This is a genomic window from Prauserella endophytica (assembly GCF_005146945.1).
Lineage (GTDB): Bacteria > Actinomycetota > Actinomycetes > Mycobacteriales > Pseudonocardiaceae > Prauserella_A > Prauserella_A endophytica.
This window is the reverse complement of record NZ_SWMS01000013.1, coordinates 45,395-69,264: the sequence shown is the minus strand read 5'-3', so window position 1 is coordinate 69,264 and position 23,870 is coordinate 45,395. Positions and strand designations below refer to the sequence as shown.

23 protein-coding genes and 3 tRNA genes are annotated in these 23,870 nt (G+C 69.5%); 7 read left to right on the top strand and 19 right to left on the bottom strand.

Annotated elements, in window-relative coordinates; genetic code table 11:
* Positions 1 to 25 precede the first annotated feature (25 nt).
* The 6 genes from FCN18_RS22765 to rplJ all read right to left on the bottom strand — a co-directional run bounded on the left by FCN18_RS22765 (position 26) and on the right by rplJ (position 5,484).
* On the bottom strand, positions 26 to 1,378 hold the full coding sequence (locus FCN18_RS22765; protein WP_112276818.1) for an MCE family protein: 1,353 nt from the start codon (positions 1,376 to 1,378) through the stop codon (positions 26 to 28).
* Positions 1,375 to 2,214, bottom strand: a complete 840-nt coding sequence (locus FCN18_RS22760) for an MlaE family ABC transporter permease (protein WP_110334801.1) — start codon at positions 2,212 to 2,214, stop codon at positions 1,375 to 1,377. The genes FCN18_RS22765 and FCN18_RS22760 overlap by 4 nt, the downstream gene beginning before the upstream one ends.
* A 3-nt stretch (positions 2,215 to 2,217) precedes the next feature.
* The gene (locus tag FCN18_RS22755) at positions 2,218 to 3,012 is read right to left on the bottom strand and encodes an MlaE family ABC transporter permease (RefSeq protein WP_112277101.1); all 795 of its coding nucleotides are present in this window, start codon (positions 3,010 to 3,012) and stop codon (positions 2,218 to 2,220) included.
* Between the two features lie 100 nt (positions 3,013 to 3,112).
* Positions 3,113 to 4,258 (bottom strand): ABC transporter ATP-binding protein, encoded by a 1,146-nt coding sequence (locus FCN18_RS22750; protein WP_137096062.1) that lies wholly within the window; start codon positions 4,256 to 4,258, stop codon positions 3,113 to 3,115.
* Between the two features lie 231 nt (positions 4,259 to 4,489).
* On the bottom strand, positions 4,490 to 4,882 hold the full coding sequence (gene rplL / locus FCN18_RS22745) for a 50S ribosomal protein L7/L12 (RefSeq protein WP_112276814.1): 393 nt from the start codon (positions 4,880 to 4,882) through the stop codon (positions 4,490 to 4,492).
* Positions 4,883 to 4,932: 50 nt separating this feature from the next.
* Positions 4,933 to 5,484, bottom strand: coding sequence for a 50S ribosomal protein L10 (rplJ, locus tag FCN18_RS22740; RefSeq protein ID WP_112276812.1), 552 nt, complete (start codon positions 5,482 to 5,484; stop codon positions 4,933 to 4,935).
* Between the two features lie 361 nt (positions 5,485 to 5,845).
* On the opposite strand from rplJ, the gene FCN18_RS22735 reads away from it, so the two are divergent.
* Positions 5,846 to 6,748: a hypothetical protein gene (locus FCN18_RS22735; RefSeq protein WP_112276810.1), complete on the top strand. Its 903-nt coding sequence runs from the start codon at positions 5,846 to 5,848 to the stop codon at positions 6,746 to 6,748.
* Between the two features lie 66 nt (positions 6,749 to 6,814).
* Here FCN18_RS22735 and rplA read toward each other — a convergent pair whose 3' ends face one another.
* From rplA to FCN18_RS22710, 5 genes are all read right to left on the bottom strand, one after another.
* On the bottom strand, positions 6,815 to 7,534 hold the full coding sequence (rplA, locus tag FCN18_RS22730; RefSeq protein WP_112276808.1) for a 50S ribosomal protein L1: 720 nt from the start codon (positions 7,532 to 7,534) through the stop codon (positions 6,815 to 6,817).
* A gap of 79 nt (positions 7,535 to 7,613) precedes the next feature.
* Positions 7,614 to 8,048 (bottom strand): 50S ribosomal protein L11, encoded by a 435-nt coding sequence (gene rplK / locus FCN18_RS22725; RefSeq protein ID WP_110334795.1) that lies wholly within the window; start codon positions 8,046 to 8,048, stop codon positions 7,614 to 7,616.
* 79 nt (positions 8,049 to 8,127) lie between these two features.
* The gene (nusG, locus tag FCN18_RS22720) at positions 8,128 to 9,003 is read right to left on the bottom strand and encodes a transcription termination/antitermination protein NusG (protein ID WP_113641385.1); all 876 of its coding nucleotides are present in this window, start codon (positions 9,001 to 9,003) and stop codon (positions 8,128 to 8,130) included.
* An 84-nt stretch (positions 9,004 to 9,087) separates the two neighbouring features.
* A complete protein-coding gene (gene secE / locus FCN18_RS22715; RefSeq protein WP_112276804.1) occupies positions 9,088 to 9,522 on the bottom strand; it encodes a preprotein translocase subunit SecE in 435 nt (144 codons plus the stop codon).
* Positions 9,523 to 9,556: 34 nt separating this feature from the next.
* Positions 9,557 to 9,629, bottom strand: a tRNA-Trp gene (locus tag FCN18_RS22710).
* A gap of 182 nt (positions 9,630 to 9,811) precedes the next feature.
* On the opposite strand from FCN18_RS22710, the gene FCN18_RS22705 reads away from it, so the two are divergent.
* Complete coding sequence (locus tag FCN18_RS22705) at positions 9,812 to 11,044, top strand: pyridoxal phosphate-dependent aminotransferase (RefSeq protein WP_112276802.1); 1,233 nt, start codon at positions 9,812 to 9,814, stop codon at positions 11,042 to 11,044.
* A gap of 7 nt (positions 11,045 to 11,051) precedes the next feature.
* The gene (locus tag FCN18_RS22700) at positions 11,052 to 11,900 is read left to right on the top strand and encodes an SGNH/GDSL hydrolase family protein (RefSeq protein ID WP_228714089.1); all 849 of its coding nucleotides are present in this window, start codon (positions 11,052 to 11,054) and stop codon (positions 11,898 to 11,900) included.
* On the opposite strand, the gene FCN18_RS22695 is transcribed toward FCN18_RS22700, so the two are convergent.
* The 7 genes from FCN18_RS22695 to FCN18_RS22665 form a co-directional block, all read right to left on the bottom strand.
* Positions 11,890 to 12,294 carry a MaoC family dehydratase gene (locus FCN18_RS22695; RefSeq protein WP_112276800.1) on the bottom strand — a complete coding sequence of 135 codons (405 nt, stop codon included), beginning with the start codon at positions 12,292 to 12,294 and terminating at the stop codon, positions 11,890 to 11,892. The two genes, FCN18_RS22700 and FCN18_RS22695, sit on opposite strands and share 11 nt — an antisense overlap.
* A 2-nt stretch (positions 12,295 to 12,296) precedes the next feature.
* Positions 12,297 to 12,740 carry a MaoC family dehydratase N-terminal domain-containing protein gene (locus FCN18_RS22690; RefSeq protein WP_112276798.1) on the bottom strand — a complete coding sequence of 148 codons (444 nt, stop codon included), beginning with the start codon at positions 12,738 to 12,740 and terminating at the stop codon, positions 12,297 to 12,299.
* A 236-nt stretch (positions 12,741 to 12,976) separates the two neighbouring features.
* Positions 12,977 to 14,068: a S1 family peptidase gene (locus FCN18_RS22685; RefSeq protein WP_113641383.1), complete on the bottom strand. Its 1,092-nt coding sequence runs from the start codon at positions 14,066 to 14,068 to the stop codon at positions 12,977 to 12,979.
* Positions 14,069 to 14,216: 148 nt separating this feature from the next.
* Complete coding sequence (rpmG, locus tag FCN18_RS22680) at positions 14,217 to 14,381, bottom strand: 50S ribosomal protein L33 (RefSeq protein WP_110334787.1); 165 nt, start codon at positions 14,379 to 14,381, stop codon at positions 14,217 to 14,219.
* A 153-nt stretch (positions 14,382 to 14,534) separates the two neighbouring features.
* Positions 14,535 to 14,607, bottom strand: a tRNA-Met gene (locus FCN18_RS22675).
* 54 nt (positions 14,608 to 14,661) lie between these two features.
* Positions 14,662 to 14,734, bottom strand: a tRNA-Thr gene (locus tag FCN18_RS22670).
* 75 nt (positions 14,735 to 14,809) lie between these two features.
* Positions 14,810 to 17,452 carry a putative bifunctional diguanylate cyclase/phosphodiesterase gene (locus tag FCN18_RS22665; RefSeq protein WP_137096061.1) on the bottom strand — a complete coding sequence of 881 codons (2,643 nt, stop codon included), beginning with the start codon at positions 17,450 to 17,452 and terminating at the stop codon, positions 14,810 to 14,812.
* Positions 17,453 to 17,691: 239 nt separating this feature from the next.
* Between FCN18_RS22665 and FCN18_RS22660 the strand changes: the two genes are divergently transcribed.
* Positions 17,692 to 18,621: a GNAT family N-acetyltransferase gene (locus FCN18_RS22660; protein ID WP_112276793.1), complete on the top strand. Its 930-nt coding sequence runs from the start codon at positions 17,692 to 17,694 to the stop codon at positions 18,619 to 18,621.
* A 92-nt stretch (positions 18,622 to 18,713) separates the two neighbouring features.
* Positions 18,714 to 21,149 carry an endopeptidase La gene (gene lon / locus FCN18_RS22655; protein ID WP_137096060.1) on the top strand — a complete coding sequence of 812 codons (2,436 nt, stop codon included), beginning with the start codon at positions 18,714 to 18,716 and terminating at the stop codon, positions 21,147 to 21,149.
* A 73-nt stretch (positions 21,150 to 21,222) separates the two neighbouring features.
* Here the strand turns inward: lon and FCN18_RS22650 are convergent, their stop codons facing one another.
* Entirely contained in the window at positions 21,223 to 21,873 is a 651-nt protein-coding gene (locus FCN18_RS22650) for a DedA family protein (RefSeq protein WP_113641381.1), read from the bottom strand.
* Positions 21,874 to 22,043: 170 nt separating this feature from the next.
* On the opposite strand from FCN18_RS22650, the gene FCN18_RS22645 reads away from it, so the two are divergent.
* Positions 22,044 to 23,201: a sensor histidine kinase gene (locus FCN18_RS22645; protein ID WP_206077968.1), complete on the top strand. Its 1,158-nt coding sequence runs from the start codon at positions 22,044 to 22,046 to the stop codon at positions 23,199 to 23,201.
* Complete coding sequence (locus FCN18_RS22640; protein WP_112276788.1) at positions 23,192 to 23,836, top strand: response regulator; 645 nt, start codon at positions 23,192 to 23,194, stop codon at positions 23,834 to 23,836. The genes FCN18_RS22645 and FCN18_RS22640 overlap by 10 nt, the downstream gene beginning before the upstream one ends.
* Positions 23,837 to 23,870: the final 34 nt, after the last annotated feature.

The following is a 23,870-nucleotide window of genomic DNA, read 5'->3' as shown; positions in this document are numbered from 1 at the left end:
AGGCGACGGGGCACATCCACCCTTTCTATTCACGCACGTTCACCTCCGCTCCCCGATACAGCGGTCCGACCAGCAGCGCGCCCCAGCCGGGCACGTCGGCGGCGTCCATGCCCACCTGCGGGCCGAGGAGCTGCGACAGCAGCGCGTACTCGGCCGGGGTGTTGGCGGGGTTGCCGCCCGCCGTGGTGCCGCTGCCGTTGTAGCCGCCCGCGTTGGCCGCGTTGTTCGCCGGGTTCAGCCCGTCGTTCTGCGAACGCGCGGGCTCCGGCGGCTCGCTGCCGTCCTTGACGGGGCCGTCCGGCGGGTACTGCGGGAAGGGGTCCGGGTACTCGTCCATGGCGTAGCAGCGCGGACCGCGCTTGTCCGCGTACTCCGGCTCGTCCTGGCCGGGGATGTAGGGCCCGCGGTTGGTGGTGATCTCGATCGTCGCGTGCAGGCCGGGCCTGTCGGTGCCCTTGCCGAACGCCTCGTCGATGCGCGGCAGCAGATCGGCCATCTGCCCGATGAAGCAGGGGTACTCGGGCGAGTACTTCGCGAGCAGCTCGGCGGTGGGTCTCGCCGTCTCGCCGAGGCTGATGATGTTGGCCGAGTTGGCCTCGAGGAACGACCGCAGGTCGGTGGACGCCGTGGTGAGGTTGCCGTAGAGAGTCTGCAGGTTCTGCCGCTGCTCCACCACGGTGCGGCTCGTGGTCCTGAGGTTGTCGAGGGTGCGCACCAGGTCCGGGGCGGCGACCGACAGGTTGTCGGAGAACTCCGCCAGCTCACGCAGGTTCTGCTGCAGCGCAGGCAGGTGCGGGTTCAGCTCGCCGACGTACGCGCCGAGCTCGGAAAGCGTCGCGCCCAGCTCGTCACCCCGGCCCTGCAGTGCCGTGGAGATGGCGGTGAGCGTGCTGGAGAGCTTCTGCGGCTGGACGGCCTGCAGCACCGGCATCAGGTTTTCGAGCGCCTGTTCCAGCTCGATCGCGCTGGACGTGCGGTCCTGCGGGATCACGTCACCATCGCGCAGGGCCTGCGGCGAGGCCTGCTCAGGAATCTCCAGTGACACGAACCGCTCGCCGAACAGCGTCTTCGGCAGGAACCGGGCGGACACGTTGCTCGGCACGAGCGGCGCCTGCCCGGGATCGAGGTGCAGGGTCAGCTTCGACCCGGTCTCGGTCGGCGAGATGTCCGCGACGCTGCCGACGATCAGCCCGCGCACCTTCACGTCGGAGTTCTCGGTGAGCTGGTTGCCGATCGTGTCGGCCTCGAGCGTGACGCTGACGAACTTCGAGAAGCTCTTGTTGTACAACGCGATGCTCAGGTACACGCCGCCCACGAGCACCACGATGAGCAGCAGGCCCAGCAGCCTGCGGCGCAGTGTGACCATCGCCTGGCTCATCCCGCGATCCTCACCGTCGTGTCGGTGCCCCAGATTGCGAAGCCGATGAAGAAGTTGACCACGGCCACCGTCACGATCGACAGCCGCACCGCGCGACCGACGGCGACGCCGACGCCCGCGGGACCACCGGAGGCCCGGTAGCCGTAGTAGCAGTGCGTCAGGATGATCAGCACACTGAAGATCAGCACTTTGAGGAACGAGTAGAAGACGTCCTGCGGTGGCAGGAACATGTCGAAGTAGTGGTCGTAGGTCCCCGCCGACTGGTCGTAGATGTAGATGACCACCAGCCGCGAGGCGAGGTAGGAGCTGAGCAGGCCGATCACGTACAGCGGGATCACCGCGACGAACCCGGCGATGATCCGCGTGGTCACCAGGTACGGCAGGCTCGGCACGCCCATCACCTCGAGCGCGTCGATCTCCTCGGAGATCCGCATCGCGCCGAGCTGAGCGGTGAACCCGGCGCCGACGGTCGCCGACAGCGCGAGCCCGGCCACGAGCGGCGCGATCTCACGGGTGTTGAAGAACGACGTGAGGAAGCCGGTGAACGCCGAGGTGCCGATGGAGTTGAGCGCCGAGAATCCCTGCAGACCCACGAGCACACCGGTGAACAGCGTGAGGCCGACCATGACGCCGACCGTGCCGCCGATGACGGCCAGCGATCCCGAGCCGAAACTGACCTCGGCGAGCAGGCGCAGCACCTCCTTGGTGTAGCGCCGGATCGTTCGCGGTGCCCACGCGAGCGCGCGCAGGTAGAACGACATCTGGTCGCCGAGGACGTCGAGCGTCTCGAGTGGACGGTTCGCGAGCTTCTTCGCGTTCTGGGAGAACGTGGCCATCGTCTAGTCCAACTTCGCAGGAACGACCTGCAGGTAGATCAGCGTGATCACGAAGTTGACCACGAACAACAACAGGAACGTGATGACGACGGACTGGTTGACCGCGTCGCCGACGCCCTTCGGTCCCGGTGGCGGATTCAGCCCCCGGTAGGCGGCCACGACCGCGGCGATGAAGCCGAATATCAGGGCCTTCAGCTCACCGACCCACAGGTCGGGCAGCTGCGCCAGCGCGGAGAAGCTCGCCAGGTAGGCCCCCGGCGTGCCGTCCTGGAGCACGACATTGAAGAAGTAGCCGCCGAGCACACCGATGACGCTGACCATGCCGTTGAGCAGCACCGCGACGAGCATGCACGCGAGCACTCTCGGCACGATGAGCCGCTGCACGGCCGAGACGCCGAGCACCTCCATCGCGTCGATCTCCTCGCGGATCGTGCGCGCGCCGATGTCGGCGCAGATCGCCGAGCCGCCCGCGCCCGCCACGAGCAACGCGGTGACCAGCGGGCTCGCCTGCTGCACCGTGGCGAGCACGCTGCCCGCACCCGTGTAGGACTGCGCGCCGAGCTGCCGGGCCAGCGAGCCGAACTGCAGGGAGATGACAGCGCCGAACGGGATAGCGACCAACGCCGTCGGCAGGATCGTGACGCTGGCGATGAACCAGGACTGCTGGATGAACTCCCGCAACTGGAACGGCCGCTGGAAGATGCCACGTAGGACGTCGAGCCCGAGCGCGAAGAGCTTCCCGGTTTCCCGCAGCATCCCCATGCCGGGAACCCTGGCCGTGGAGGCCCGAGAGCTCATGAACATCCTCGCCGTGCTCGTTCCTCGCGGGCCGAGACCGTCCATGAGGCACGACCGCGCTGTGTCATCTGGAGCGATTCCTCGCTGCGCTCGCCACCGCTCATGGACGTCCCTGCTGCGGGTAGGGAGGTGGAACGCGGTCGGTGTCGGTCACCGGTCTCGGCTCCCGCCAGCCGGATCCGGGCAGGGCGGCGACGTCCTCGGTGGGCAACTGGCCCCGCTGGGAGGTGATGCCGTGGTGGGGCTGGACGCCGTAGTGCCGCTGCTCTTCGGGGCTCAGCGACTCGATGATCCCCTCCTGCGCGGCCGGCGGGAGCGTGTGCAGGATCCGCATCACGCGGTCCTTGCGGCGGCGCGCGCCTCCCCGCTCCGGCACCCCGGGGGTCGGCTGCATCTGCTCGGGGATCCCGGTCACGTCCTCGACGCCGCCCGCGTGGTGGCCGGCCTCGAACATGGCCTTCTCAGCGGCCATCGTGGCGGAGTCCTTCTCCTCGCTCATGCCGATCGGGCCGTCCATCCGACCGTTGAGGAACTGCTTGACGACCGGCTCATCGCTGGTCAGCAGCACCTCGCGCGGCCCGAACATCACCAGCTCCTTGCGGAAGAGCATGCCCAGGTTGTCCGGCACGGTTCGGGCGAGGTTGATGTTGTGCGTGACGATCAGGAACGTCGCGTCGATCTGCGCGTTCACGTCGAGGAACAGCTGGCTGATGTAGGTGGTGCGGACCGGGTCCAGACCGGAGTCCGGCTCGTCGACGAGGATGATCTCGGGGTCCAGCACGAGCGCGCGCGACAGACCTGCCCGCTTGCGCATACCACCGGAGATCTCGCCGGGAAGCTTTTTCTCCGCGCCGGAGAGACCGGTCATCTCCAGCTTCTCCAGCACGATCCGCCGGATCTCGGTCTCCGACTTCTTCGTGTGCTCCCGCAGGGGGAACGCCACGTTGTCGTAGAGGTTCATCGACCCGAACAGCGCGCCGTCCTGGAACAGCACACCGAACAGCTTGCGCACGTCGTAGAGCTTGCGCTCGGAACACGTGACCACGTCGACGCCGTTGATCACGCACTTGCCGCGGTCCGGTTTGAGCAGGCCGATCATGGACTTGAGGAAGACCGACTTACCGGTGCCGGAGGGGCCCAGCATCACCGACACCTCGCCCGGCGGCAGTGTCAGCGTCACGTCACGCCAGATGGTCTGCTTGCCGAAGGACTTCGTCAAGCCCTCGATGACCACCTCGACACCCATCGCACCTCCCGGAGCCCATTCGCGGCAGCACGCCCCGAAGCTTGCGTCACCCACATGCAACGAGCCGGGCGCGCACAGGTTACTCACCAGTTCTGATCAGCGGAACGCGGCCGCGACCGTCAAAGGTGGGAGCAAGGTAACGCACCGAGGTACCGGATGCACGAAAAGGGCGGGCATCCCGTGATCGGATGCCCGCCCTTCGCGGTGCTCTGTGCAGCCAGGTCTACCAGGTCACTTGACGGAGACCTTGGCGCCGGCGGCCTCGAGCTTCTCCTTGGCGGCGTCGGCGGCGTCCTTGTCGACCTTCTCGAGGATCGGCTTCGGGGCGCCCTCGACGAGCTCCTTGGCCTCCTTCAGGCCAAGGCCCGAGACGACCTCGCGGACGACCTTGATGACCTGGATCTTCTTGTCGCCGGCGCCCTCGAGGATGACGTCGAACTCGTCCTTCTCCTCCTCGGCCGGGGCGGCAGCGCCCGCGGCACCCGGGGCGGCGGCCACGACGGCGGCCGGGGCGGCCGCGGTGACGTCGAAGGTCTCCTCGAACTGCTTCACGAACTCCGAGAGCTCCAGGAGCGTCAGCTCCTTGAAAGCGTCGAGCAGTTCCTCGGTGCTCAGCTTCGCCATGATGGCGTTCCTTCCTTGTTACGACTCGCTGGTCGGGGGTGGTGTTTCGGTCAGCTCTCGGCAGTGTCGGCAGCGCCGTCGCCGGACTCGGACTTGCGCTTCTCCTCGAGCGCGGCGGCCAGGCGGGCGACCTGGGACGCCGGCGCCTGGAACAGCGCGGCGGCCTGGGACAGCTTCGCCTTGAACGCGCCCGCCGCCTTGGCGAGGAGCACCTCACGGCTCTCGAGGTCGGCGATCCGCTCGATCTCGGAAACCGTGAGCGGGCGGCCATCCATGTAGCCGCCCTTGATAACGAGGGCGCTGTGGTCCTTCGCGAAGTTCTTCAGCGCCTTCGCGGCCTCGACCGGCTCGCCCTCGATGAAGGCGATCGCGGTCGGACCCACGAAGAGATCGTTGAGGCCCTCGATGCCAGCGTCCTCAGCGGCACGCTTGACGAGGGTGTTCTTCGCGACCCGGTACTTGGCGGTGTCGCCGAGAGCGCGGCGCAGCTCACTGAGCTGGGACACGGAGAGGCCGGTGTACTCGGTGACAACGGTTGCCGAGCTGTTGCGGAACTTGTCCGCGATCTCGGCGACGGCCGCCACCTTGTCGGGCTTCGCCATGGTCGCCTCCTCTCTTGGCTGGTGACCACTGGCTGCGCCCGGACCCCCAACACGACAAACGCCCCGGCGCAGCAGGCGCGGGGCGTCGATACACACTGAGTCAGTGTGGCGATCCTCGTCCTCCTGCGCGGGCCGCCCGCCGTACTGCGGACCTTCGTTCCCCGGGCGCGGTGCCCGGAGAAGACCAGCGGTCTTCGGTAGAACCGCTGACCAGCATACGTGACCCGCGGAGCCCCCTCACCGCCGCCCCTCCCGCCGGCCGCAGTGAAGGCCACCTTCACTGCGTTGAACGCTGTGAAGGTGGCCTTCACTGCGGCCGGCCGGGCGACCTGGAGCCACATACCGTGCGCGAGCGGGCATCATGGGTCACGTGGTTGAGCAGCGACCTGACGGACAGCCCGGCCCCGAGCAGGGACCGGCGTCCGAGCACGCGCCCGGATCGGACATCCAACCCGCCCGGCAGGCGCAACCCGCCCAGTCGCCGCCCCCCGATCTCGACCAGGAGCAGCTGCGCCAGTTCCAGCAGTTCCAGCAGTTCCAGGACTTCCTGAGGTTCCAGGAGGCGCAGCGACAGGGCGGAGCCGAGGTCGTACCCGGCCAGCAGCCGCAGTACCACCCCGCGCCCGCGGCGACCCAGCAGCTCATCCACCAGCCGCCCGCTCCCCCGCGCCGCAGGGTGCCCGGCTGGCTGCGGTGGCTCGGCAAGAAGATCCTCGGCTGGCTGATCTTCTTCCTGCTCCTCGCGCTGGCCCTGACCTGGGCCTACAACTACTTCTTCGGCTCCGACGAGGGGGACAGCACCAAGTCGGCTGCCCAGATGGGCGGTGGGAAGTACCACACCAACGAGGTCCTCTCCACGCGACCACACGTAGCCGTGCAGAAGATCTACCAGTTGGTCGCCGAGGGCAGTTACGAGCGCGCGTGTGTCCGCTTCGACAACGACCGCGGTATCGAGCAGAAGTTCGCCCGGGATCTTGGCTATCCAGACTGTCGTCAAGCTGTGCTCGGTCTCCAAACCGAAGTGTCACATGTCACCGACTATTCCCGGTCGATCTATCCTCAGTACTACGATCCCAATGCAACGACATTGCGGATCGATTCGTGTGACTTCGAAATCAGCGGAGGCCCGGCGCTCGGCATCTTCACACTCACCAAGGTCGAGCGCGACCAGTGGCTTATCACCGGACATGAGCCCGGCCCGAAGGTTTGTCCAGACCCCGCTCCCGACGCCGGCGAAACCACAAGCCCCGGTCCCAGCAACTAGCACACAGCGAAAGGGGCGGTCACCCGTTCGTTCCGGGTGACCGCCCCCTTCGTCGCTCCTGGAGCCCTACGCGTTCGCGTCCTCGGCGAGGAGGTCACGCGTGCGCGCCGGGTCGACCGGGATGCCCGGGCCCATCGTGGTGCTGAACGTGACCTTCTTGAGGTAGCGGCCCTTCGCGGCGGAGGGCTTCGACCGCAGCACCTCGTCGAGCGCGGCGGCGTAGTTCTCCACCAGCTTGTCGGCGTCGAACGAGGCCTTGCCGATCACCATGTGCAGGTTGGCCTGCTTGTCGACGCGGAAGCTGACCTTGCCGCCCTTGATGTCGGCGACGGCCTTGCCGACCGCAGGGGTCACGGTGCCGGTCTTGGGGTTCGGCATCAGGCCACGCGGGCCGAGGATGCGGGCCACCCGGCCGACCTTCGCCATCTGGTCCGGTGTCGCGATCGCGGCATCGAAGTCGAGCCAGCCACCCTGGATGCGCTCGATCAAGTCGTCGGAGCCGACCGCGTCAGCACCGGCGGCCTCGGCCTCAGCGGCCTTGTCGCCGATGGCGAAAACGATGACGCGGACGGTCTTACCCGTTCCGTGCGGCAGGTTCACGGTGCCGCGGACCATCTGGTCGGCCTTGCGGGGGTCGACGCCGAGTCGCATGGCGACCTCGACGGTGGCGTCCATCTTGACCTTGGAGGTCTCCTTGGCGAGCCGAGCGGCCTCGAGCGGCGCGTACAGCCTGCTCTTGTCGATCAGCTCGGAGGCCTGACGGTAGGCCTTGCTGCGCTTGGTCATGCTCTGTCCTTCGAATCTGTGAGTGGATCAGTCGTGGTACGGGCCAGCGCCTGGCCCTTCCACACGGGAGCGCTGTGGCTCAGTCGACGACCGTGAGGCCCATCGACCGGGCGGTGCCGGCGATGATCTTGGCGGCCTGGTCGGTGTCGTGGGCGTTGAGGTCGCTCTTCTTCGTCTCGGCGATCTCGCGCACCTGGGCCATGGTCACCTTGCCGACCTTGGTCTTGTGCGGCTCGCCGCTGCCCTTCTCGATCCCGGCGGCCTTCAGCAGCAGCTTCGCGGCCGGCGGGGTCTTGAGCTTGAAGTCGAACGAGCGGTCCTCGTACACGGAGATCTCGACCGGCACGACGTTGCCGCGCTGCGACTCGGTGGCCGCGTTGTAGGCCTTGCAGAACTCCATGATGTTGACGCCGTGCTGGCCCAGCGCGGGACCAACGGGCGGAGCCGGGTTCGCGGCACCCGCCTGGATCTGCAGCTTGATGATCGCTGCAAGCTTCTTCTTCTTGGGTGGCATTCCTGTTTCCTGTTCAGCGTTTCTCTCCCCACGCACCTGCCGTGGCGCGGGGACCTTCCGGCCGCCAGGTAGGCGACCGTCAGATCTTGGAGACCTGGTTGAACGACAGCTCGACCGGCGTCTCCCGGCCGAAGATCGAAACCAGGACCTTCAGCTTCTGGGCGTCCGCGTTGACCTCGCTGATCGTCGCGGGCAGCGTCGCGAACGGGCCGTCCATGACGGTGACCGACTCGCCGACCTCGAAGTCGACCTCGACCGAACGGGCGGCCGAAGGGGCCTCGGCCGCGGCGGCCTCGCCCTTGCCCGCCTTCGCGGGGGCGGCCTTCTCGGCCTGCGGCGCGAGGAACTTCAGCACGTCGTCCAGCGTAAGCGGCGACGGGCGCGACGTGGCGCCCACGAAGCCCGTGACGCCGGGGGTGTTACGCACCGCACTCCACGAGGCGTCGTTGAGCTCCATCCGGACCAGGATGTAGCCGGGCAGCACCTTCCGCTGGACCTGCTTGCGCTGGCCGTTCTTGATCTCGGTGACCTCTTCGGTCGGCACCTCGATCTGGAAGATGAAGTCCTCGACGTCGAGCGTCTGTCGCCGGGTCTCGAGGTTGTTCTTGACCTTGTTCTCGTAGCCGGCGTAGGAGTGCACCACGTACCACTCGCCGGGCAGCGACCGGAGCTCGGCGCGGAGCTTCTCGACCGGGTCCTCGTCCTCTTCGGGCGCGTCGGCGGCTTCGGTCTGCTCCGCGACGGCGGAGTCGGCCGCGTCGTCGGTGTCGTCGGTGTCGTCGGTGCTGTCCGCGGCGGCGTCGGCGGCGTCGGCCTCCGTGTTCTCGGCGGCCTCGACCGGCGTCGCGTCGGCCTCGGTGGGGTCCGAGTCCGCCTCACCGGTGGCCGCGAGCACCTGCTCGTCGGAAAGGCCGGTCAGGTCCTGACCGGCTCCTGAGCCGTTCTCGGAGGTCACTTTCCGTCCTCTCAGTTGATCGCGTGTGGTGGTCGCGGGTGTCGCGTGCGACCCCGGGGCCACTCGCCAGGCCTGGTAGGCCGCTCAGTTGCCGAATACGAAATCCACGCCCTTGAGGAAGACGAAGTCGAGTCCGTACACCAGCGCAATCATGAACGCCACGAACACCAACACCACACTGGTGTAGGTGACCATCTGCTTGCGCGTCGGCCAGATGACCTTGCGCAGCTCCGCCCAGACCTCACGGATGAACCGCACGAGCCGCGAGACCAGCGAGCCCCGCTTGCCGTCCTTGCGGTCACGCCTCGGCGTCGGCCGGTCCTTGCCGGCTGGCTTGACGGGCTTGTCCGAAGTCTTCCCCTTCGGAGCGGGACGCTTCTTCGCCTCGGCGCTCTCGGCCTCGGAGCCCGTGCCGGCAGGGCGCGCGGAGGCGCGGCGCTCACGCCGAGCCGCGGCGGTGACCGGACGGGACGAGCGCTTCGACGCCCGGTCCTTGTCCTTCTCCCCGTCCTCGCTCACGAGCTACTCCTCCGCTCCACCTGACACGTCAACGCAGGGGTGACAGGACTTGAACCTGCAACCTGCGGTTTTGGAGACCGCTGCTCTGCCATTTGAGCTACACCCCTTCGAGCGGCGAAACCGCTCGCGCGGACGCACTCAACCCACCCCGCTGCGCTCGCAGGGCCGAGTGTCGGGCGTTCCAAGTTCGGAAGTCTACGGCAAGCCCGGAAGCCCCTCGCAACCGCGCCCGGTTGTGGGCTCCGGGGCGGCTGTCCACCGGCCGCGACGCGCGTGAAAAAATGTCGGCATGGCCACACCTGCAAGCACTGTCACCAGCCCTCGTTCCCGCGTATCCGCAAGGATCGCGGGCATCACGCCGTCCGCGACGCTCGCCGTCGACGCGAAGGCGAAGGCACTCAAGGCGGAGGGTCGCCCGGTGATCGGCTTCGGCGCCGGCCAGCCCGACTTCCCCACCCCCGACTACATCGTCGAGGCCGCAGCGGCCGCGGTGCACGAGCGCGCCAACCACGGCTACACCGCCGCGGGCGGGCTGCCCGAGCTGCGCGAGGCGCTCGCCGCCAAGACGCTGCGCGACTCCGCGTTCGAGTGCGACGCCTCGCAGATCCTCGTGACCAACGGCGGCAAGCAGGCTGTTTATTCCGCGTTCGCCACGCTGCTCGACCCGGGCGACGAGGTGCTGCTGCTCGCCCCGTACTGGACCACCTATCCGGAGTCGATCACGCTCGCGGGTGGCGTGCCGGTGCAGGTGACCGCCGACGAGTCCACCGGCTACCTCGTGACCGTCGAACAGCTCGAGGCGGCCCGCACCGACAAGACGAAGGTGCTGCTGTTCAACTCGCCGTCCAACCCGACCGGCGCGGTCTACCCGCGTGAGCAGGTCGAGGCGATCGGCCGCTGGGCCCTCGAGCACGGCATCTGGGTGGTCACCGACGAGATCTACGAGCACCTGGTCTACGACGGGGTCACCGCCGCGTCGATGCCGGCCGTGGTGCCCGAGCTGGCCGACCAGACGCTGATCCTCAACGGCGTCGCCAAGACCTACTCGATGACCGGCTGGCGGGTCGGCTGGATCATCGGCCCGCAGGACGTGATCAAGGCGGCGTCGAGCTTCCAGTCGCACCTGTGCGGCAACGTCGCCAACGTCTCGCAGCGCGCCGCGCTCGCCGCCGTGTCCGGGCCGCTGGACGCCGTGTACGAGATGCGCAAGGCGTTCGACGTGCGCCGCAAGCGGATCGTCTCGCTGCTCTCGGACATCCCCGGGGTGGAATGCCCGACGCCGGAGGGCGCGTTCTACGCCTACCCGTCGGTGAAGGCGCTGCTGGGCAAGGAGATCCGCGGCCAGCGCCCGGAGAACACGGTCGAGCTCGCCGACCTGATCCTGCGCGAGGTCGAGGTCGCCGTGGTGCCCGGCGAGGCGTTCGGCACCCCCGGCTACTTCCGGTTCTCCTACGCGCTCGCCGAGGCCGACCTCGTCGAGGGCGTCAACCGCGTCGGCTCGCTGCTCTCCGAGGCGAAGTAGGCACACCGTGCGCAGGGCGCTGGCGACCGCGCTGCTCGCCGTGGTCGTCAGCGCATGCGCACCGGGTCCGGACGCGGTCGACGAGACCGCGCCGCACGCCGGGCACTACGTCGCGCTCGGCGACTCCTACGTCTCCGGTCCGGGCACCGGCACGCCCACGGGTGTGCCGAGCGGGTGCGGGCGCTCGGACAACAACTACCCGCGCCTGATCGCCGCCGCGCTGGGAGTGGAGAAGCTCTCCGACGTCAGTTGCGGCGGTGCGCGCACCGAGCACCTGACCGCCCCGCAGCCGACCCCGCAGGGCACCAACCCGCCGCAGCTCGACGCGCTGAGGCCAGGTACAAGCCTGGTGACGCTGGGTATCGGCGGCAACGACGTGAACCTCATCGAGCGCGCGGCCGAGTGCGCGCGCGGCTCCTCGTGCCTGGACCTGAACGCCGCCGGGGTGCCGGAATGGCTGGCCTCCGTGCTCGCGGAGGTCGGCACACGCGTCGGCTCGGCGCTGGCCGAGATCGCCAGGCGGGCACCGTCGGCCAGGGTGATCGTGGTGGGCTACCCGACGATCCTGCCCACCGACGCCGGCGAGTGCGCCCTCGAGTACCCCGAGTCCGTCGACCGGCTCCCTTCGCTGCGGCGGGGCCTGGAGGCCCTCAACGCGATGCTCGCCGAACAGGCGGCGAAGCACGGCGCCGAGTACGCCGACACGGTGACGCCCACCAGGGGCCACGGCGTGTGCGCGCCGCCGGAGTCCCGCTGGGTGGAGGGCCTTGAGTCGGTGACCGGCGCACACCCGCTGCACCCGACGGCGCGCGGCGAACGGGCGCTCGCCGACGCCGTGCTCGGCGTCATCCGCTGACGCGCACCACGGCCTGCGCCTTGCCCAACACGGTCTTGCCGTCGAACTTCGCCGTGATGTCGACGCGGGCGGTGCCGTCGTCGCGGACCTCGCCGACCTTGCCGGTGAACTCAACGAGCGCACCCTCGGCGTCGTCGGGCACCACGACGGGCCTGGTGAACCGCACGCCGTACTCGACGACGCGGCCGGGGTCGCCCACCCAGTCGGTGACCATGCGGGCGCCGAGCGCCATCGTCAGCATCCCGTGCGCGATCACGTCCGGTAGGCCGACCTCCTTGGCGAAGCGCTCGTTCCAGTGGATCGGGTTGAAGTCCAGCGACGCGCCCGCGTAGCGCACCAGCTGGTCCCGGGTGACCTGTACGGAAAGGCCGGGCAGCTCGGCTCCGACGTTCATGCTCATTCCCCCCTTACCACGAGCTGGGCGTGCGTGGTGCAGACCGGCTCACCTTCGACAGTCTCGATGTCGGCGTGGACGCTCAGGAAGTCGTTGCCCGCGCGGACGAAGATGTCGTCGATGTGCGTGGTCAGCCGCAGCTCGTCGCCCGCTCGCACCGGGCGGTGGTGGATGAACCGCTGGTCGCCGTGGACCATGCGCGAGTAGTCGAGGCCAAGCTCGGGGTCGGCGACGATCGCGTTGATCGAGGCGAGGTTGATGATCGTCAGGAACGTAGGCGGCGCGATGACGTCGGGATAGCCCGCCGCCTCGGCCGCGGCCGGGTCGCGGTACAGGGGGCTGTCGTCACCGATCGCGTCGGCGAACTCGGCGATCTTCGCCCGGCTGACCTCGTAGGTGCTGGTTGGCGGGTACGTCCGGCCGATGAAAGAGGGATCCAGGGGCACCCGTGCAGGTTACCGGGGGCCGTGCGGGCCCTGGCCCGCCCTCACGGCCCCCGGTGTCCGTGTCCGCTGCCGCTAGTGCCCCCCGCCGGAAGTTCGCCACATAATTCGGCGGCCCAGCTTCCCGCTGGCTGCGTTGCCGGTCCGCCCAAGTACGGCTCAGTACGAGGACGAACCGGCGCCTTGCCAGCGGAAACCTGGATCCACCGACTCAAGCAACAGACTTCCGACGGAGGGCACTAGTTCAGCGCCACGCCGTAGGCGTTCAGGGCCTCGACGACGGGCTGGAAGAACGAGCTTCCGCCGCCCATGCCCGAGGTGATGCCGAGCCCGACGCTGCCCGCGAACATGCAGCCGCCGGAGTCACCCGAGTTCACCGCGGCCGAGGTCTGCACCAGCTGGTGGACCGAGCCCTCGGCGTAGTTCACGGTCACGTCCACTGCCTGCACGGTGCCGCAGGTCAGGTTGGTCGTGGAGCCGCTCTTGCAGATCTCCTGGCCGACGGTGGCGTCGGCGGCCGAGGTGATGGGCTGCGTGGAGCCGTCCCACAGGGTGACCTCGCCGGGGGCGCTGCCGGTGGTGTTCTCGATCAGGCCGTAGTCGTTCTCGGGGAAGCTTGCGTCCACCGAAGGGCCGACGTTCCACTCGGCGACGGCGCCCGTGCAGTGACCGGCGTCGACGATGTAGTTCTGGCCGTCGCGGTTGGTGTTGAAGCCGGCCGAGCAGCGGCTGCCGCCCCCGGTGATGGCCTCGCCGTTGTAGATGGCCTTGTGCATGCCGCCCGCGACGTGCTCGACGCGCACGGCACCGCCGAGGCCCTCGGCGGCCGAGACGAGCTCGGCGGCCGCGCTGTCGTCCGCCGCGTCGGCGACGGTCAGCACGAGCTGGTTGGCGGTCGGGTCGAGCCCCAGGGAGGTGTGCGCGACGGTTGGCAGGGCATCGAGGGTGCCGCGCGCCTCGGCGAGCTCGGCGGCCGAGCGGGTGACGACCTTGGCGACCGCGCCCACCTGCTCCACCTTCGCGGCGGCGACGTCGCTCGTGACGTTGACGACCGGGCGGCCTTCCGCGTCCAGGTAGCTCCCGGCCTGCTGTGCGCCGAGCGCGGAGGTGATCTCGCTGATGGTCTCGGCGCCGGCCTGCTGCGCCTGGAGTAGCCGCTCGGCGGCGGCATCGGTGATGCCCCGTTCGGAGGTGATGCTGGCGATGGCCGCACCGGCCACGTCGCTCGAGTAGCCCCCGACACTCGCCGCGGACGCCACCGAGGGGGCCAGGAGACCCAGCGTGAAGGCGCTGGCTGCCAGGGTGATCGCGGTTCTGGACCTGGTGTTCATACCGGTTCTCACTTTCGCAGGGTTGTCACCCGGTAGAGTGAGTCCGGTCACCCGTGAACCGCTAGCGTCTTTCGTTGGCTTCTTTCCAACCAGCTGGACACACAACAAGGCCGCCCCCAGATCGGGGGCGGCCTTGTTGATCAGGAGCTCAGCGGGTCTCCTTGTGGTTGCGGTGCGTGCCGCAGTTCGGGCAGAACTTCTTCATCTCCAGGCGATCCGGATCGTTACGCCGGTTCTTCCTGGTGATGTAGTTGCGGTGCTTGCACTCCTCGCACGCCAGCGTGATCTTCGGTCGCACGTCGGTGGCAGCCACTTCGGCTCCTCTACTAGCTACTCGTACCCACCATTCCGGGGGGTCCGGGGGGCGGAGCCCCTCCGGGCGGGGGTTTGGGGGGTCGCACCCCCCAAGGTAATGGCGGAGCCAGACCGGTTTGCGCTCTCCGCAAACACAGCCCGCCCACTGGCGTAGCGGTGGCCGGACTTGAACCGGCGACACAGCGATTATGAGCCGCTTGCTCTACCGACTGAGCTACACCGCCTCACACGATCTTGGCCGCGATACACCAGCTTACGCATCGCGGCCCAGATCTCCGAGCCCCTTTACGGAATCGAACCGTAGACCTTCTCCTTACCATGGAGACGCTCTGCCGACTGAGCTAAAGGGGCGTGCTCAACGAGCCTCGAAAAGAGTACCTGAGGCCCCGATCGGCCGGGAAACCGGGGGTCCGCAACGGGAAATCATCAGGTCAGCAGGGTCAGGACGATCTCGGAGTGGTGCCCGAGCGAGCGCGCCGTGCGGGCCTGCAGCCAGGCCTCCAACCGCTCCTCCGACAGCGGCCGCGAGATCAGGTAGCCCTGCGCCACGTCGCAGCCCATGGCCTCCAGCTGGTCGCGCGCGACGTCCTCCTCGACGCCCTCCGCCACCACGGTCAGGCCCAGCGAGTGGCCGAGCTCGACGATCGAGCGCACGACGGCGAGGTCGCCGAGGTCGGTGCCCATGCCGAGGACGAAGCTCTTGTCGATCTTGACCTGGTCGACCGGCAGCTGGCGCAGATAGGCCAGCGACGAGTAGCCGGTGCCGAAGTCGTCGACGGCGAGCACGATGCCGAGGCTGTGCAGCTCCCGCAGGATCGGCAACGCTCGCTGCGGGTCGGCCATCACGCCCGACTCCGTCAGCTCGAACGTCAGCAGCTCCGCGGGTACTCCGAAGCGGTCGAGTGCGGCCGCCACCTTGACCGGGAACTCCTCGTCGGCGAGGTTGCGCACCGAGAGGTTCACGGCGACCGAGATGCGCAGGCCCTCGTCGAGCCAGCGGCGCACGCGGTCGAGCGCCTTGTCGAGCACGAACGACGTCAGCGCCCCCACCAGCCCCGCGGCCTCGACCGCGGGCACGAACTCGTCCGGGTCGACCCGGCCGAACTCGGGGTGCTGCCAGCGCACGAGTGCCTCGACGCCCAGCACGTGCTTGCCGGGCAGGGAGACCTTCGGCTGGTAGTGGACGGTGACCTGGCCCTCCTCCAGTGCCTGCCGGAACTGGGTGACCATCTGGAACCGGCGCAGGAAGATCTGACCCATGCTCGGCACGTAGCCACGCACCTCCTCGCCGCCGCGGGTGGCCCGCACGGCCATGTCGGCACGCTGCAGGAGCGTGTCGACGTCGACGAGGTGTCCGTTCTCCTCTGAGCTCGTGGAGGCGTAGCCGACCATGGCGTTGGCCTCCACGGTTAGCCGGTCGACGGGGTACGGGGCGGACAGCTGGGCCCGCAGCCGCTCGGCGATGCGGTGCGCGTCGTCGGGGAGGCAGCCGACGAGCAGGGCCGCGAAGGACGCGCCCTCGAGCCGCGCGAGCGAGACCTCGGGGCCGAGCACGTCGCGGATGCGCCGGCCCGCCGCCATCACCATCCGGTCGGCCCACGCGTAACCGAGGGCGTCGCTGACCTGAGAGAACACGTCGAGATCCACCCGCAGCACGACGGACTGCACGCGCTCGCGCAGCGGTTCGCGGGCCACCTGCCGGAAGCCGGGCCGGTTGAGCAGGCCGGTGAGCGGGTCGTGGTAGGCGTCGTGCCGCAGGGTCGCTAGCAGCCTGCGGTTGTCCAGCGCCGTCGCCAGGTGGCTTGCCATGGTGCCGAGCAGCTGCACGTCGTACTTGCCGAAGCCGCGCCAGCGGGAGAGGCGATCGTGCGCCTCGACCACGCCGAGCAGCTGGTTGGCGCTGCGCAACGGCACCACGAGCGACTCCTGCGCGCCGCGGTCGAGCAGTGCGGCACGGACCTCGGGGTTGGCCTCGGTGACCCGGAAGTGCCGCACGTGGGCGCCGGGCAGGCGCAGCAGCGGGTCGTCGGGGCGGACGAAGCTCACCGGGAGCTCGTCACCCGCGACGACGGAGCGCATCGGCTCGTCGGGCTCCAGCCGCAACCGCAGCACGACCCTGGCCGCGGCGAGCTGGTCCTTGATCCGCTCGGCGATCGTGGACCACTCGCCGAAGTCGACTTCCTGGCCGAGCTCGTCGCCGAGGCTGGCGGGGCGCGCGGCCGCCTGCTGACCGGAGCGGGCGACCATGAGGCTCACGTCGGAGAGGGCCTCCATGTCGCGCTGCTCGCGCAGCAGGTCGGAGTAGGCCCAGTACAGCGCGGCGAGGCCGAGGCTCACGGCGAGCACGATCGGCCACGCCTCGGGAGTCTTGGAAATGACGAGATAGCCCGTGAGGCCCACCGACGCGTTGACGAAGCCGACCACGAGGATGCGGCCCGCGAGCCGCAGCGCGGTGCCGACCCGCATGCGGCGGCGCAGCACGCGCACGGCGGCCATCGCGAGCAGCGTGCTGGCGAGCGGCGCGGTGAGGGTGCCGGCGAGTGCCGCGAGCCACGGCATCTCGCCCTGGCCGCTGCCGAGGGCCTGCTTGACCAGACCGGCCACGGCGAACGCGCTGGTGACCTCGAAGATGAACGCGCCTGCGTTGTAGAGGACGCGCCCGGTGACCTTTCTCGCGAGCAGGGTGGTGACGCCGGCGACGACGTGTGCGGCGAGCACAACTTCGAAGGGCGCCACGAAGAAACCGATGACGAGTGGGATCTCGGTGAAGGAGATGGTCCAGGAGATCCCGCTGCGGACGTCGACGTTGACCCCGAGCTGTTCCGCCCCGAGGAACGCGAGTGCGAGCAGTGGTCCGATCCACCACAGGTGGACCGAACCCTCGAACGGCTCCCAGAGCGACACCGCGGCCGCCGCGAGCAAGCTCAGCGGCAACACGGCTACTGTGTAGTAACGGAATCTCCGCTCATCGGTCCTGGCCTCGGCGGACGCGGGACCGCTCGGACGAGAGGCAGGTGCCTCGGCTACAGCCGCACTGGATCCGACAGACTCGTCGTGCGCGTCCGGCATGCAACCTCCCTTCCGTCCCGCTGTGCCCGCGGGGGCCAGCTCGCGAACGAGGCATCACTGTACCCCGGAGGGCGTATCAAGGCCTCGATTCGAACGCCATGAGATCACCTCAGGGTTAACGCGCCACCAACGAAGTGACATGTCAGCCTCAGTGAGGGTGATCTCACCGTCCTCATGGTCGCCGCCCGTAGTCGATCCCTGAGTGACATACCTCATACCATGTCCGCTTGGATAAGGCCATGGAGATCGATGCCATCGCCGCCGAGCACGCCAAGCGGCTGGCCGCGGCGGACGCACTGTTGCCGAAGCCCTTGCCATGGGACGCCGAAAGCGGGACCCGGCTGACCACTCGCGACGGGATCGCGCTCGCGACCCGGTCGCGCGTCGAGCCGGGAACGCCGGAGGCGCTGTGGCGACCCCTCACCGAGTACCGCCTCGATGTCCGGCTCGGGGGAACCGATCCTGGTGCGGCCTTCGGTTCGCTGCTCACGGAGTGGGACCTGCTGCTGGAGGAGACGGGGTCCACCGACTGGGACAGCGCCGCCGTGGTGACACGGCCGAGCAGGGACACGGTCGGGACCGGTGAGCTGCTGCGCCGGGGGTTCGCCCCCACGCGGGTGCTCGCCGTGCGGCCCGCCGACCGGCACGCGAGCGGCCCGCCCGCGGTGCCCGGTGTGCGCATCCGGCACGCGGAACCGTCCGAACTGGCCACACTGGTGCGGTTGCAGTTGGAGCTCCGGCAATACGACGCGCAGTTCGGCCTCGTGACGCGGCGCGACGGTGAGGAACGCGCGATCACCGCAGCCACCAGCGCGATGCTCGCCGACGCGGGCGCGGTCGTGCCGTCACTGTGGATCGCGGAACTCTACGGCAAGCCGCTCGGTTTCGTACACGTCGAGCTGCCGCCGGCCGCCGACTGGATCGGCGGGTACGTCGCGGTGGAGCGGGCCGGTTACCTGGCCTCGATGCACGTCGCGGAGGAGGCCCGCAGCACCGGTGTCGGCTCGGCGCTCGCCGCGCACGTGCACCAGCTGTTCGACGAGGCGGGCATGGAAGCCGTGCTGTTGCACCACGCGCTGGCCAGCCCGCGCTCGACGCCGTTCTGGTACGCGCAGGGCTACCGGCCACTGTGGACCTCCTGGTACCGCAGGCCCGCGGCGCGGGGCTGAGGCGCTGATCGCTCCCGGCGAACACCAGCGGGGAATCTGGAGGCGCTCCAGAAAGTTGAGCGAGATGTACTCAACAAGACGGGAGCGTATTGATGACCCAGACACAGCTCCTCCCCGTACTCCCACTCGACGACGACGTCGTGCTGCCGGGCATGGTCGTGCCCTTCGACCTCGCGGAGCGGGACACCCGCGACGCGGTCGAGTCGGCGCAGGCGAAGGCGCCGGGTGTCGCGTCGCTGCCAGGAATCCGGTCGGCGGGCGCGGGCAAGGCCGAGGTGCTGATCGTGCCCAGGATCGACGGCGAGCTCGCCGAGGTCGGCACGGTCGCGACGGTCGAACGCATCGGCCGCGTCCCCGGCGGCTCCTCGGCCGCGCTGGTGCGCGGCACGCGCCGCGCGCTCGTCGGCTCCCCTGCCGACGGTCCCGGCGAGGCCCGGTGGGTGCACGCAGACCCCGCCGTCGAGCTGCCCGCCGACGAGCGCACCCGCGAGCTGGCGGCGGAGTTCAAGTCCGTCGTGATCTCACTGCTGCAACAGCGCGGCGTGTGGCAGATGCTCGACGCGGTGCAGCAGCTCGACGACCCGTCCGCGATCGCGGACCTCGCCGGCAACGCGCCGTACCTGGACACCGAGCAGAAACTCGAGCTGCTGCGCACGCTCGACATCACCGCCCGGCTGGAGACCGCGCTGGAGACCGGCAGGGCGTACCTGGCCGAGCTGAAGGTGAACGACACCATCCGCAAGGACGTCGAGCAGGACATGGAGAAGCAGCAGAAGGAGTTCCTGCTGCGCCGCCAGCTCGAGGCGATCCGCAAGGAGCTCGGTGAGCTGGACGGCAGCGCCAAGGACGACGACTACCGCGCCCGCGTGGAGTCGGCCGACCTGCCCGAGCACGTCCGCAAGGCCGCGCTCGCCGAGGTCGACAAGCTGGAGCGGACCTCCGACCAGTCCCCGGAGGGGGGCTGGATCCGCACGTGGCTCGACACGGTGCTGGACATCCCGTGGCAGGTCAGGACCACCGACGTGCACGACATCGCGGGCGCGCGCGAGGTGCTCGACGCCGACCACGCCGGGCTCGACGACGTGAAGGAACGCATCATCGAGTACCTGGCCGTGCGGCAGCGGCGCGCCGAGGCACTCCTTACCGCCGAGGCGCCGTCGGGCACAGCGGAGTCCACTGTGGGCGGTCGGCACGGCGGGGCCGTGCTGGCGCTGGCGGGCCCTCCCGGCGTCGGCAAGACGTCGCTGGGTGAGTCGATCGCCAAGGCGATGGGACGCAAGTTCGTGCGCGTGGCGCTGGGCGGCATCCGCGACGAGGCCGAGATCAGGGGTCACCGGCGGACCTACGTCGGCGCGCTGCCCGGCCGGATCGTGCGCGCGATCAAGGAGGCCGGGTCGATGAACCCGGTGGTGCTGCTCGACGAGGTGGACAAGGTCGGCGCCGACTACCGCGGCGACCCGACGGCGGCGCTGCTGGAGGTGCTCGACCCCGAGCAGAACCACACGTTCCGCGACCACTACCTCGAGGTGGAGCTGGACCTCTCCGACGTCGTGTTCCTGGCCACGGCCAACGCGCTGGAGACCATTCCGGGGCCCCTGCTCGACCGCATGGAGCTGGTGACACTCGACGGCTACACCGAGCACGAGAAGGTGACCATCGGGCGCGATCACCTGCTGCCCCGCGAGCTGGAGCGCGCGGGTCTCGCCGAGGGCGACGTGACGTTCACCGACGCGGCGCTGAGCCGGATCGCGGCGGAGTACACACGCGAGGCGGGGGTGCGGAACCTGAACCGCACGATCGCGAAGGTGCTGCGCAAGGTGGCGACCAAGGTGGCGTTGGAAGAGGTCACGCTGCCGCTGACGGTCGGCGAACCCGAGTTGGAGGGCTACCTCGGGCGGCCGCGGCACGTGCCGGAGTCGTCGCTGCCGGCCGGTGAGCAGCGCACGGCGACGCCGGGTGTCGCGACCGGGCTCGCGGTGACGGGTGCCGGCGGCGACGTGCTGTACGTCGAGGCGTCACTGGCCGACGCGGAGACCGGCGGCACGGGGCTGACCCTGACCGGTCAGCTCGGCGACGTGATGAAGGAGTCGGCGCAGATCGCGCTGTCGTACCTGCGCTCGCGGGGAGCCGAGCTGGAACTGCCGGTCGGCGACCTCAAGGAGCGCGGCGTGCACGTCCACGTGCCTGCGGGCGCGGTGCCGAAGGACGGCCCCTCGGCGGGCGTGACGATGACGACGGCGCTGGCGTCGCTGCTGTCCGGCAGGCTCGTGCGCGCCGACGTGGCGATGACGGGCGAGGTGTCGCTGACGGGCCGCGTGCTGCCGATCGGCGGCGTGAAGCAGAAGCTGCTCGCCGCGCACCGGGCCGGCCTGCGGACGGTGATCATCCCGCAGCGCAACGAGCCGGACCTGGACGACGTGCCAGAGGAGATCCTCGCCCAGCTCGACGTCCACCTGGTGAGCAGCGTCCGTGAGGTGCTGGCCCTGGCGCTGGAGCCCGCCTCGACGCCCCTCGCCCACGCGGCGTGACAAAAGCCCCCAAGGCCACCTTTGTTGCGTTGAGCGCAACAAAGGTGGCCTTGGGGGCAGTCGGGCAGGCCTCTCAGGCGGGGGTGCGGGAGCGGTCGCGGAGGCGCTTGACCACGAAGAGGGTCACCGCGGCGACGCCGAGAACGATCACGATGATCTGGAACACGCCCGCGTACTCCTCCACCACGTGCCAGTTGGCTCCGAGGGCGTAACCGGCGATCACGAAGATCGAGTTCCAGATGAGGCTGCCCAGCGTGGTCAGCAACAGGAAGGTCCAGAACTGCATCCTCTGGATGCCTGCCGGGAGCGAGATGAAACTCCGCACCAGCGGCACCATCCGCCCCAGGAACACCGCCTTGGTGCCGTGCTTGGCGAACCACTCCTCGGCCTTGTCGAAGTCCTCGGGCTTCACCAGCGGCAACTTGCAGATGAGCCACCGGGTGCGCTCACGGCCGAGCAGCTGCCCGAGGTAGAAGACGATGATCGCGCCGAGCACCGACCCCGCCGTAGTCCAGATCAGGGCCTCGACCAGCGAGAACGTGCCGTTGGCGGCGCTGAACCCCGCCAGCGGCAGCACCAGCTCGCTCGGGATCGGCGGGAACAGGTTGTCGAGGCCGACCGTGATGGCGGCACCCGGGCCCCCGAGTACGTCCATCAGGTCGACGGCCCATCCGGCGATACCTCCGAGTTCGCCTGAGTTGTCCTGGGCCAGCTGCGCGGTCATGTAGGGCCTTTCGGGTCATTTGTTCTATTTGGGCAACTACCCTCGAAGCTACGGACACGCGCGTGCTGTCGCCATGAAGTCCGGCACCGACTTCCGGGGGCGTCCACCACAGGGCGATCTTGTGGAAAACCTCAGTACCGCTCTGTGACCACGCGGCTAGCCTCGGGGCTGTGCCCCGAGCAGCCGACGGACTCCTGCGCCGAGGGTGCCGGACCACGATCGGGCTGGCCCTCGGCGCCGTGCTCGCCTTCGTGGAGGCGGCCTACGTGCTGCTGAGCCTGCCCGCGCTCGTCGTGCCTTCGGCGCGCCGTCATGTGCTCGCCGGGGCCCGCCGGCTCGCCGAGATGGAACGCGCTCGCCTCGCGCGGTACCTGCGTAGCGAGAACTCCGCCGACTACGGCGGCAGGCGCGCGCTGGAGTATCTCGCCGTGCGCTGCGTCGTCGGCGGCCTCGGCGCGGGGGTCTTCGTGCTCATCCTCTGGGGCGCGGTGTCCGGGCTGGTGATGGCCAGCCAGTTCTTCTCCGGCGCGCCCATCGGCGGCGGGGATCCGATCGGCGACGACCACGACTGGTACGACCTTCCCGCTGTGGTGCTGCTCGGGCTCCTGCTGGTCTTCATCGCCGTGCAGGGGCTCATCGGCGTCGCGACGCTGGATCGCCGGGTGGCTCACCGGTTCCTCGGGCCGAGCGAGCAGGATTTGTTGCGCCGCAGGGTGTCGCAGCTCGCCACGAGCCGGGCCGAGGTGATCGAGGCCGTCAACGACGAGCGCAAGCGAATCGAGCGGGACCTGCACGACGGCGTCCAGCAGCGGCTCGTCGCGCTCGGCATGGTGCTCGGCAGGGCCTTGCGCAGCAAGGATCCCGAGCACGCGAACGAGCTGGTTCGGCAGGCACACGACGAGTCGCAGCAGGCGCTGCAGGACCTGCGCGAGGTCACCTGGCGCGTGTACCCGATCGCGCTCGACTCCGGCGGGCTCGAAGTGGCGCTCGAATCGCTGGCCGAACGCTCCAGCGTGCCCGTGACGCTCGACTACGCACTCCCGGAGCGGCCGGGCGCGGCCACCGAGACGGTGGCCTACTTCGTGGCGTCGGAGGCGGTGACCAACGCGATCAAGCACGCGGGCGCATCGCGGATCGGCATCAGCGTCGCCGGGGACGGGACGATGGTGAGCGTGCGGATCACCGACGACGGCGCGGGCGGCGCGCAGGCTTCCGGCGGCGGACTCTCCGGGCTGGCCCGGCGGGTCGCCGCCGTGGACGGCGTGTTCACTGTGGACAGTCCGGCCGGAGGGCCGACCACGATCGAGGCGGAGCTGCCGTGCGCGTGATCCTTGCCGAGGACTCGACCCTGCTGCGCGAGGGGCTGGTCCGCCTGCTCGCAGAGGAGGGGCACGAGGTGGTGGCCGCGGTCGACGACGGCGCCGCCCTGCTGGAGGCCACCGAGCGGCACCGGCCGGACGTGATCGTCACCGACGTCCGCATGCCGCCCGCCCACAGCGACGAGGGTCTGCGCGCGGCGCTGGAGATCCGCAGGCGCTGGCCGGAGATCGGCGTGCTCGTGCTCTCCCAGTACGTCGAGAAGCGCTACGCCACCGAGCTGATCACCGATGACGCGGGCAAGGTCGGCTACCTGCTCAAGGACCGCGTCGCGCAGGTCGGCGAGTTCCTCGACGCGCTGGAGCGCGTGGCCGCGGGCGGGGCGGCGTTCGACCCCGAGGTGGTGCGCAGGCTGCTGGCCCGCACCACGCACGTCGACCCGCTCACCCGGCTGACCACCCGCGAACGGGAGGTGCTGGAGAAGATGGCGCAGGGCCACACCAACGCCGGCATCGCCGAGCAGCTGCACGTCTCGCAGAGCGCTGTCGAGAAGCACGTCAACGCGATCTTCGACAAGCTCGACCTCGCCCACACCACGGGCTTCAGCCGCCGCGTGCTCGCGGTGCTGCGCTTCCTCGGCTCCTGACCCATCCAGCCGCAGTACCCATCCAGCCGCAGTG

Excerpts from the sequence above, each read along its gene's own strand:
- FCN18_RS22695 (WP_112276800.1), bottom strand. The coding sequence starts at position 12,294 with ATGAACGTCGGAGCCGAGCTGCCCGGCCTTTCCGTACAGGTCACCCGG.
- FCN18_RS22765 (WP_112276818.1), bottom strand. The coding sequence starts at position 1,378 with ATGAGCCAGGCGATGGTCACACTGCGCCGCAGGCTGCTGGGCCTGCTG.
- rplL (WP_112276814.1), bottom strand. The coding sequence starts at position 4,882 with ATGGCGAAGCTGAGCACCGAGGAACTGCTCGACGCTTTCAAGGAGCTG.
- rplA (WP_112276808.1), bottom strand. The coding sequence starts at position 7,534 with ATGACCAAGCGCAGCAAGGCCTACCGTCAGGCCTCCGAGCTGATCGAC.
- rplJ (WP_112276812.1), bottom strand. The coding sequence starts at position 5,484 with ATGGCGAAGCCCGACAAGGTGGCGGCCGTCGCCGAGATCGCGGACAAG.
- FCN18_RS22650 (WP_113641381.1), bottom strand. The coding sequence starts at position 21,873 with ATGACCGCGCAGCTGGCCCAGGACAACTCAGGCGAACTCGGAGGTATC.
- FCN18_RS22685 (WP_113641383.1), bottom strand. The coding sequence starts at position 14,068 with ATGAACACCAGGTCCAGAACCGCGATCACCCTGGCAGCCAGCGCCTTC.
- FCN18_RS22735 (WP_112276810.1), top strand. The coding sequence starts at position 5,846 with ATGGGTCACGTGGTTGAGCAGCGACCTGACGGACAGCCCGGCCCCGAG.
- FCN18_RS22760 (WP_110334801.1), bottom strand. The coding sequence starts at position 2,214 with ATGGCCACGTTCTCCCAGAACGCGAAGAAGCTCGCGAACCGTCCACTC.
- rplK (WP_110334795.1), bottom strand. The coding sequence starts at position 8,048 with ATGCCACCCAAGAAGAAGAAGCTTGCAGCGATCATCAAGCTGCAGATC.
- FCN18_RS22750 (WP_137096062.1), bottom strand. The coding sequence starts at position 4,258 with ATGGGTGTCGAGGTGGTCATCGAGGGCTTGACGAAGTCCTTCGGCAAG.
- FCN18_RS22705 (WP_112276802.1), top strand. The coding sequence starts at position 9,812 with ATGGCCACACCTGCAAGCACTGTCACCAGCCCTCGTTCCCGCGTATCC.
- lon (WP_137096060.1), top strand. The coding sequence starts at position 18,714 with ATGACCCAGACACAGCTCCTCCCCGTACTCCCACTCGACGACGACGTC.
- FCN18_RS22665 (WP_137096061.1), bottom strand. The coding sequence starts at position 17,452 with ATGCCGGACGCGCACGACGAGTCTGTCGGATCCAGTGCGGCTGTAGCC.
- FCN18_RS22755 (WP_112277101.1), bottom strand. The coding sequence starts at position 3,012 with ATGAGCTCTCGGGCCTCCACGGCCAGGGTTCCCGGCATGGGGATGCTG.
- FCN18_RS22660 (WP_112276793.1), top strand. The coding sequence starts at position 17,692 with ATGGAGATCGATGCCATCGCCGCCGAGCACGCCAAGCGGCTGGCCGCG.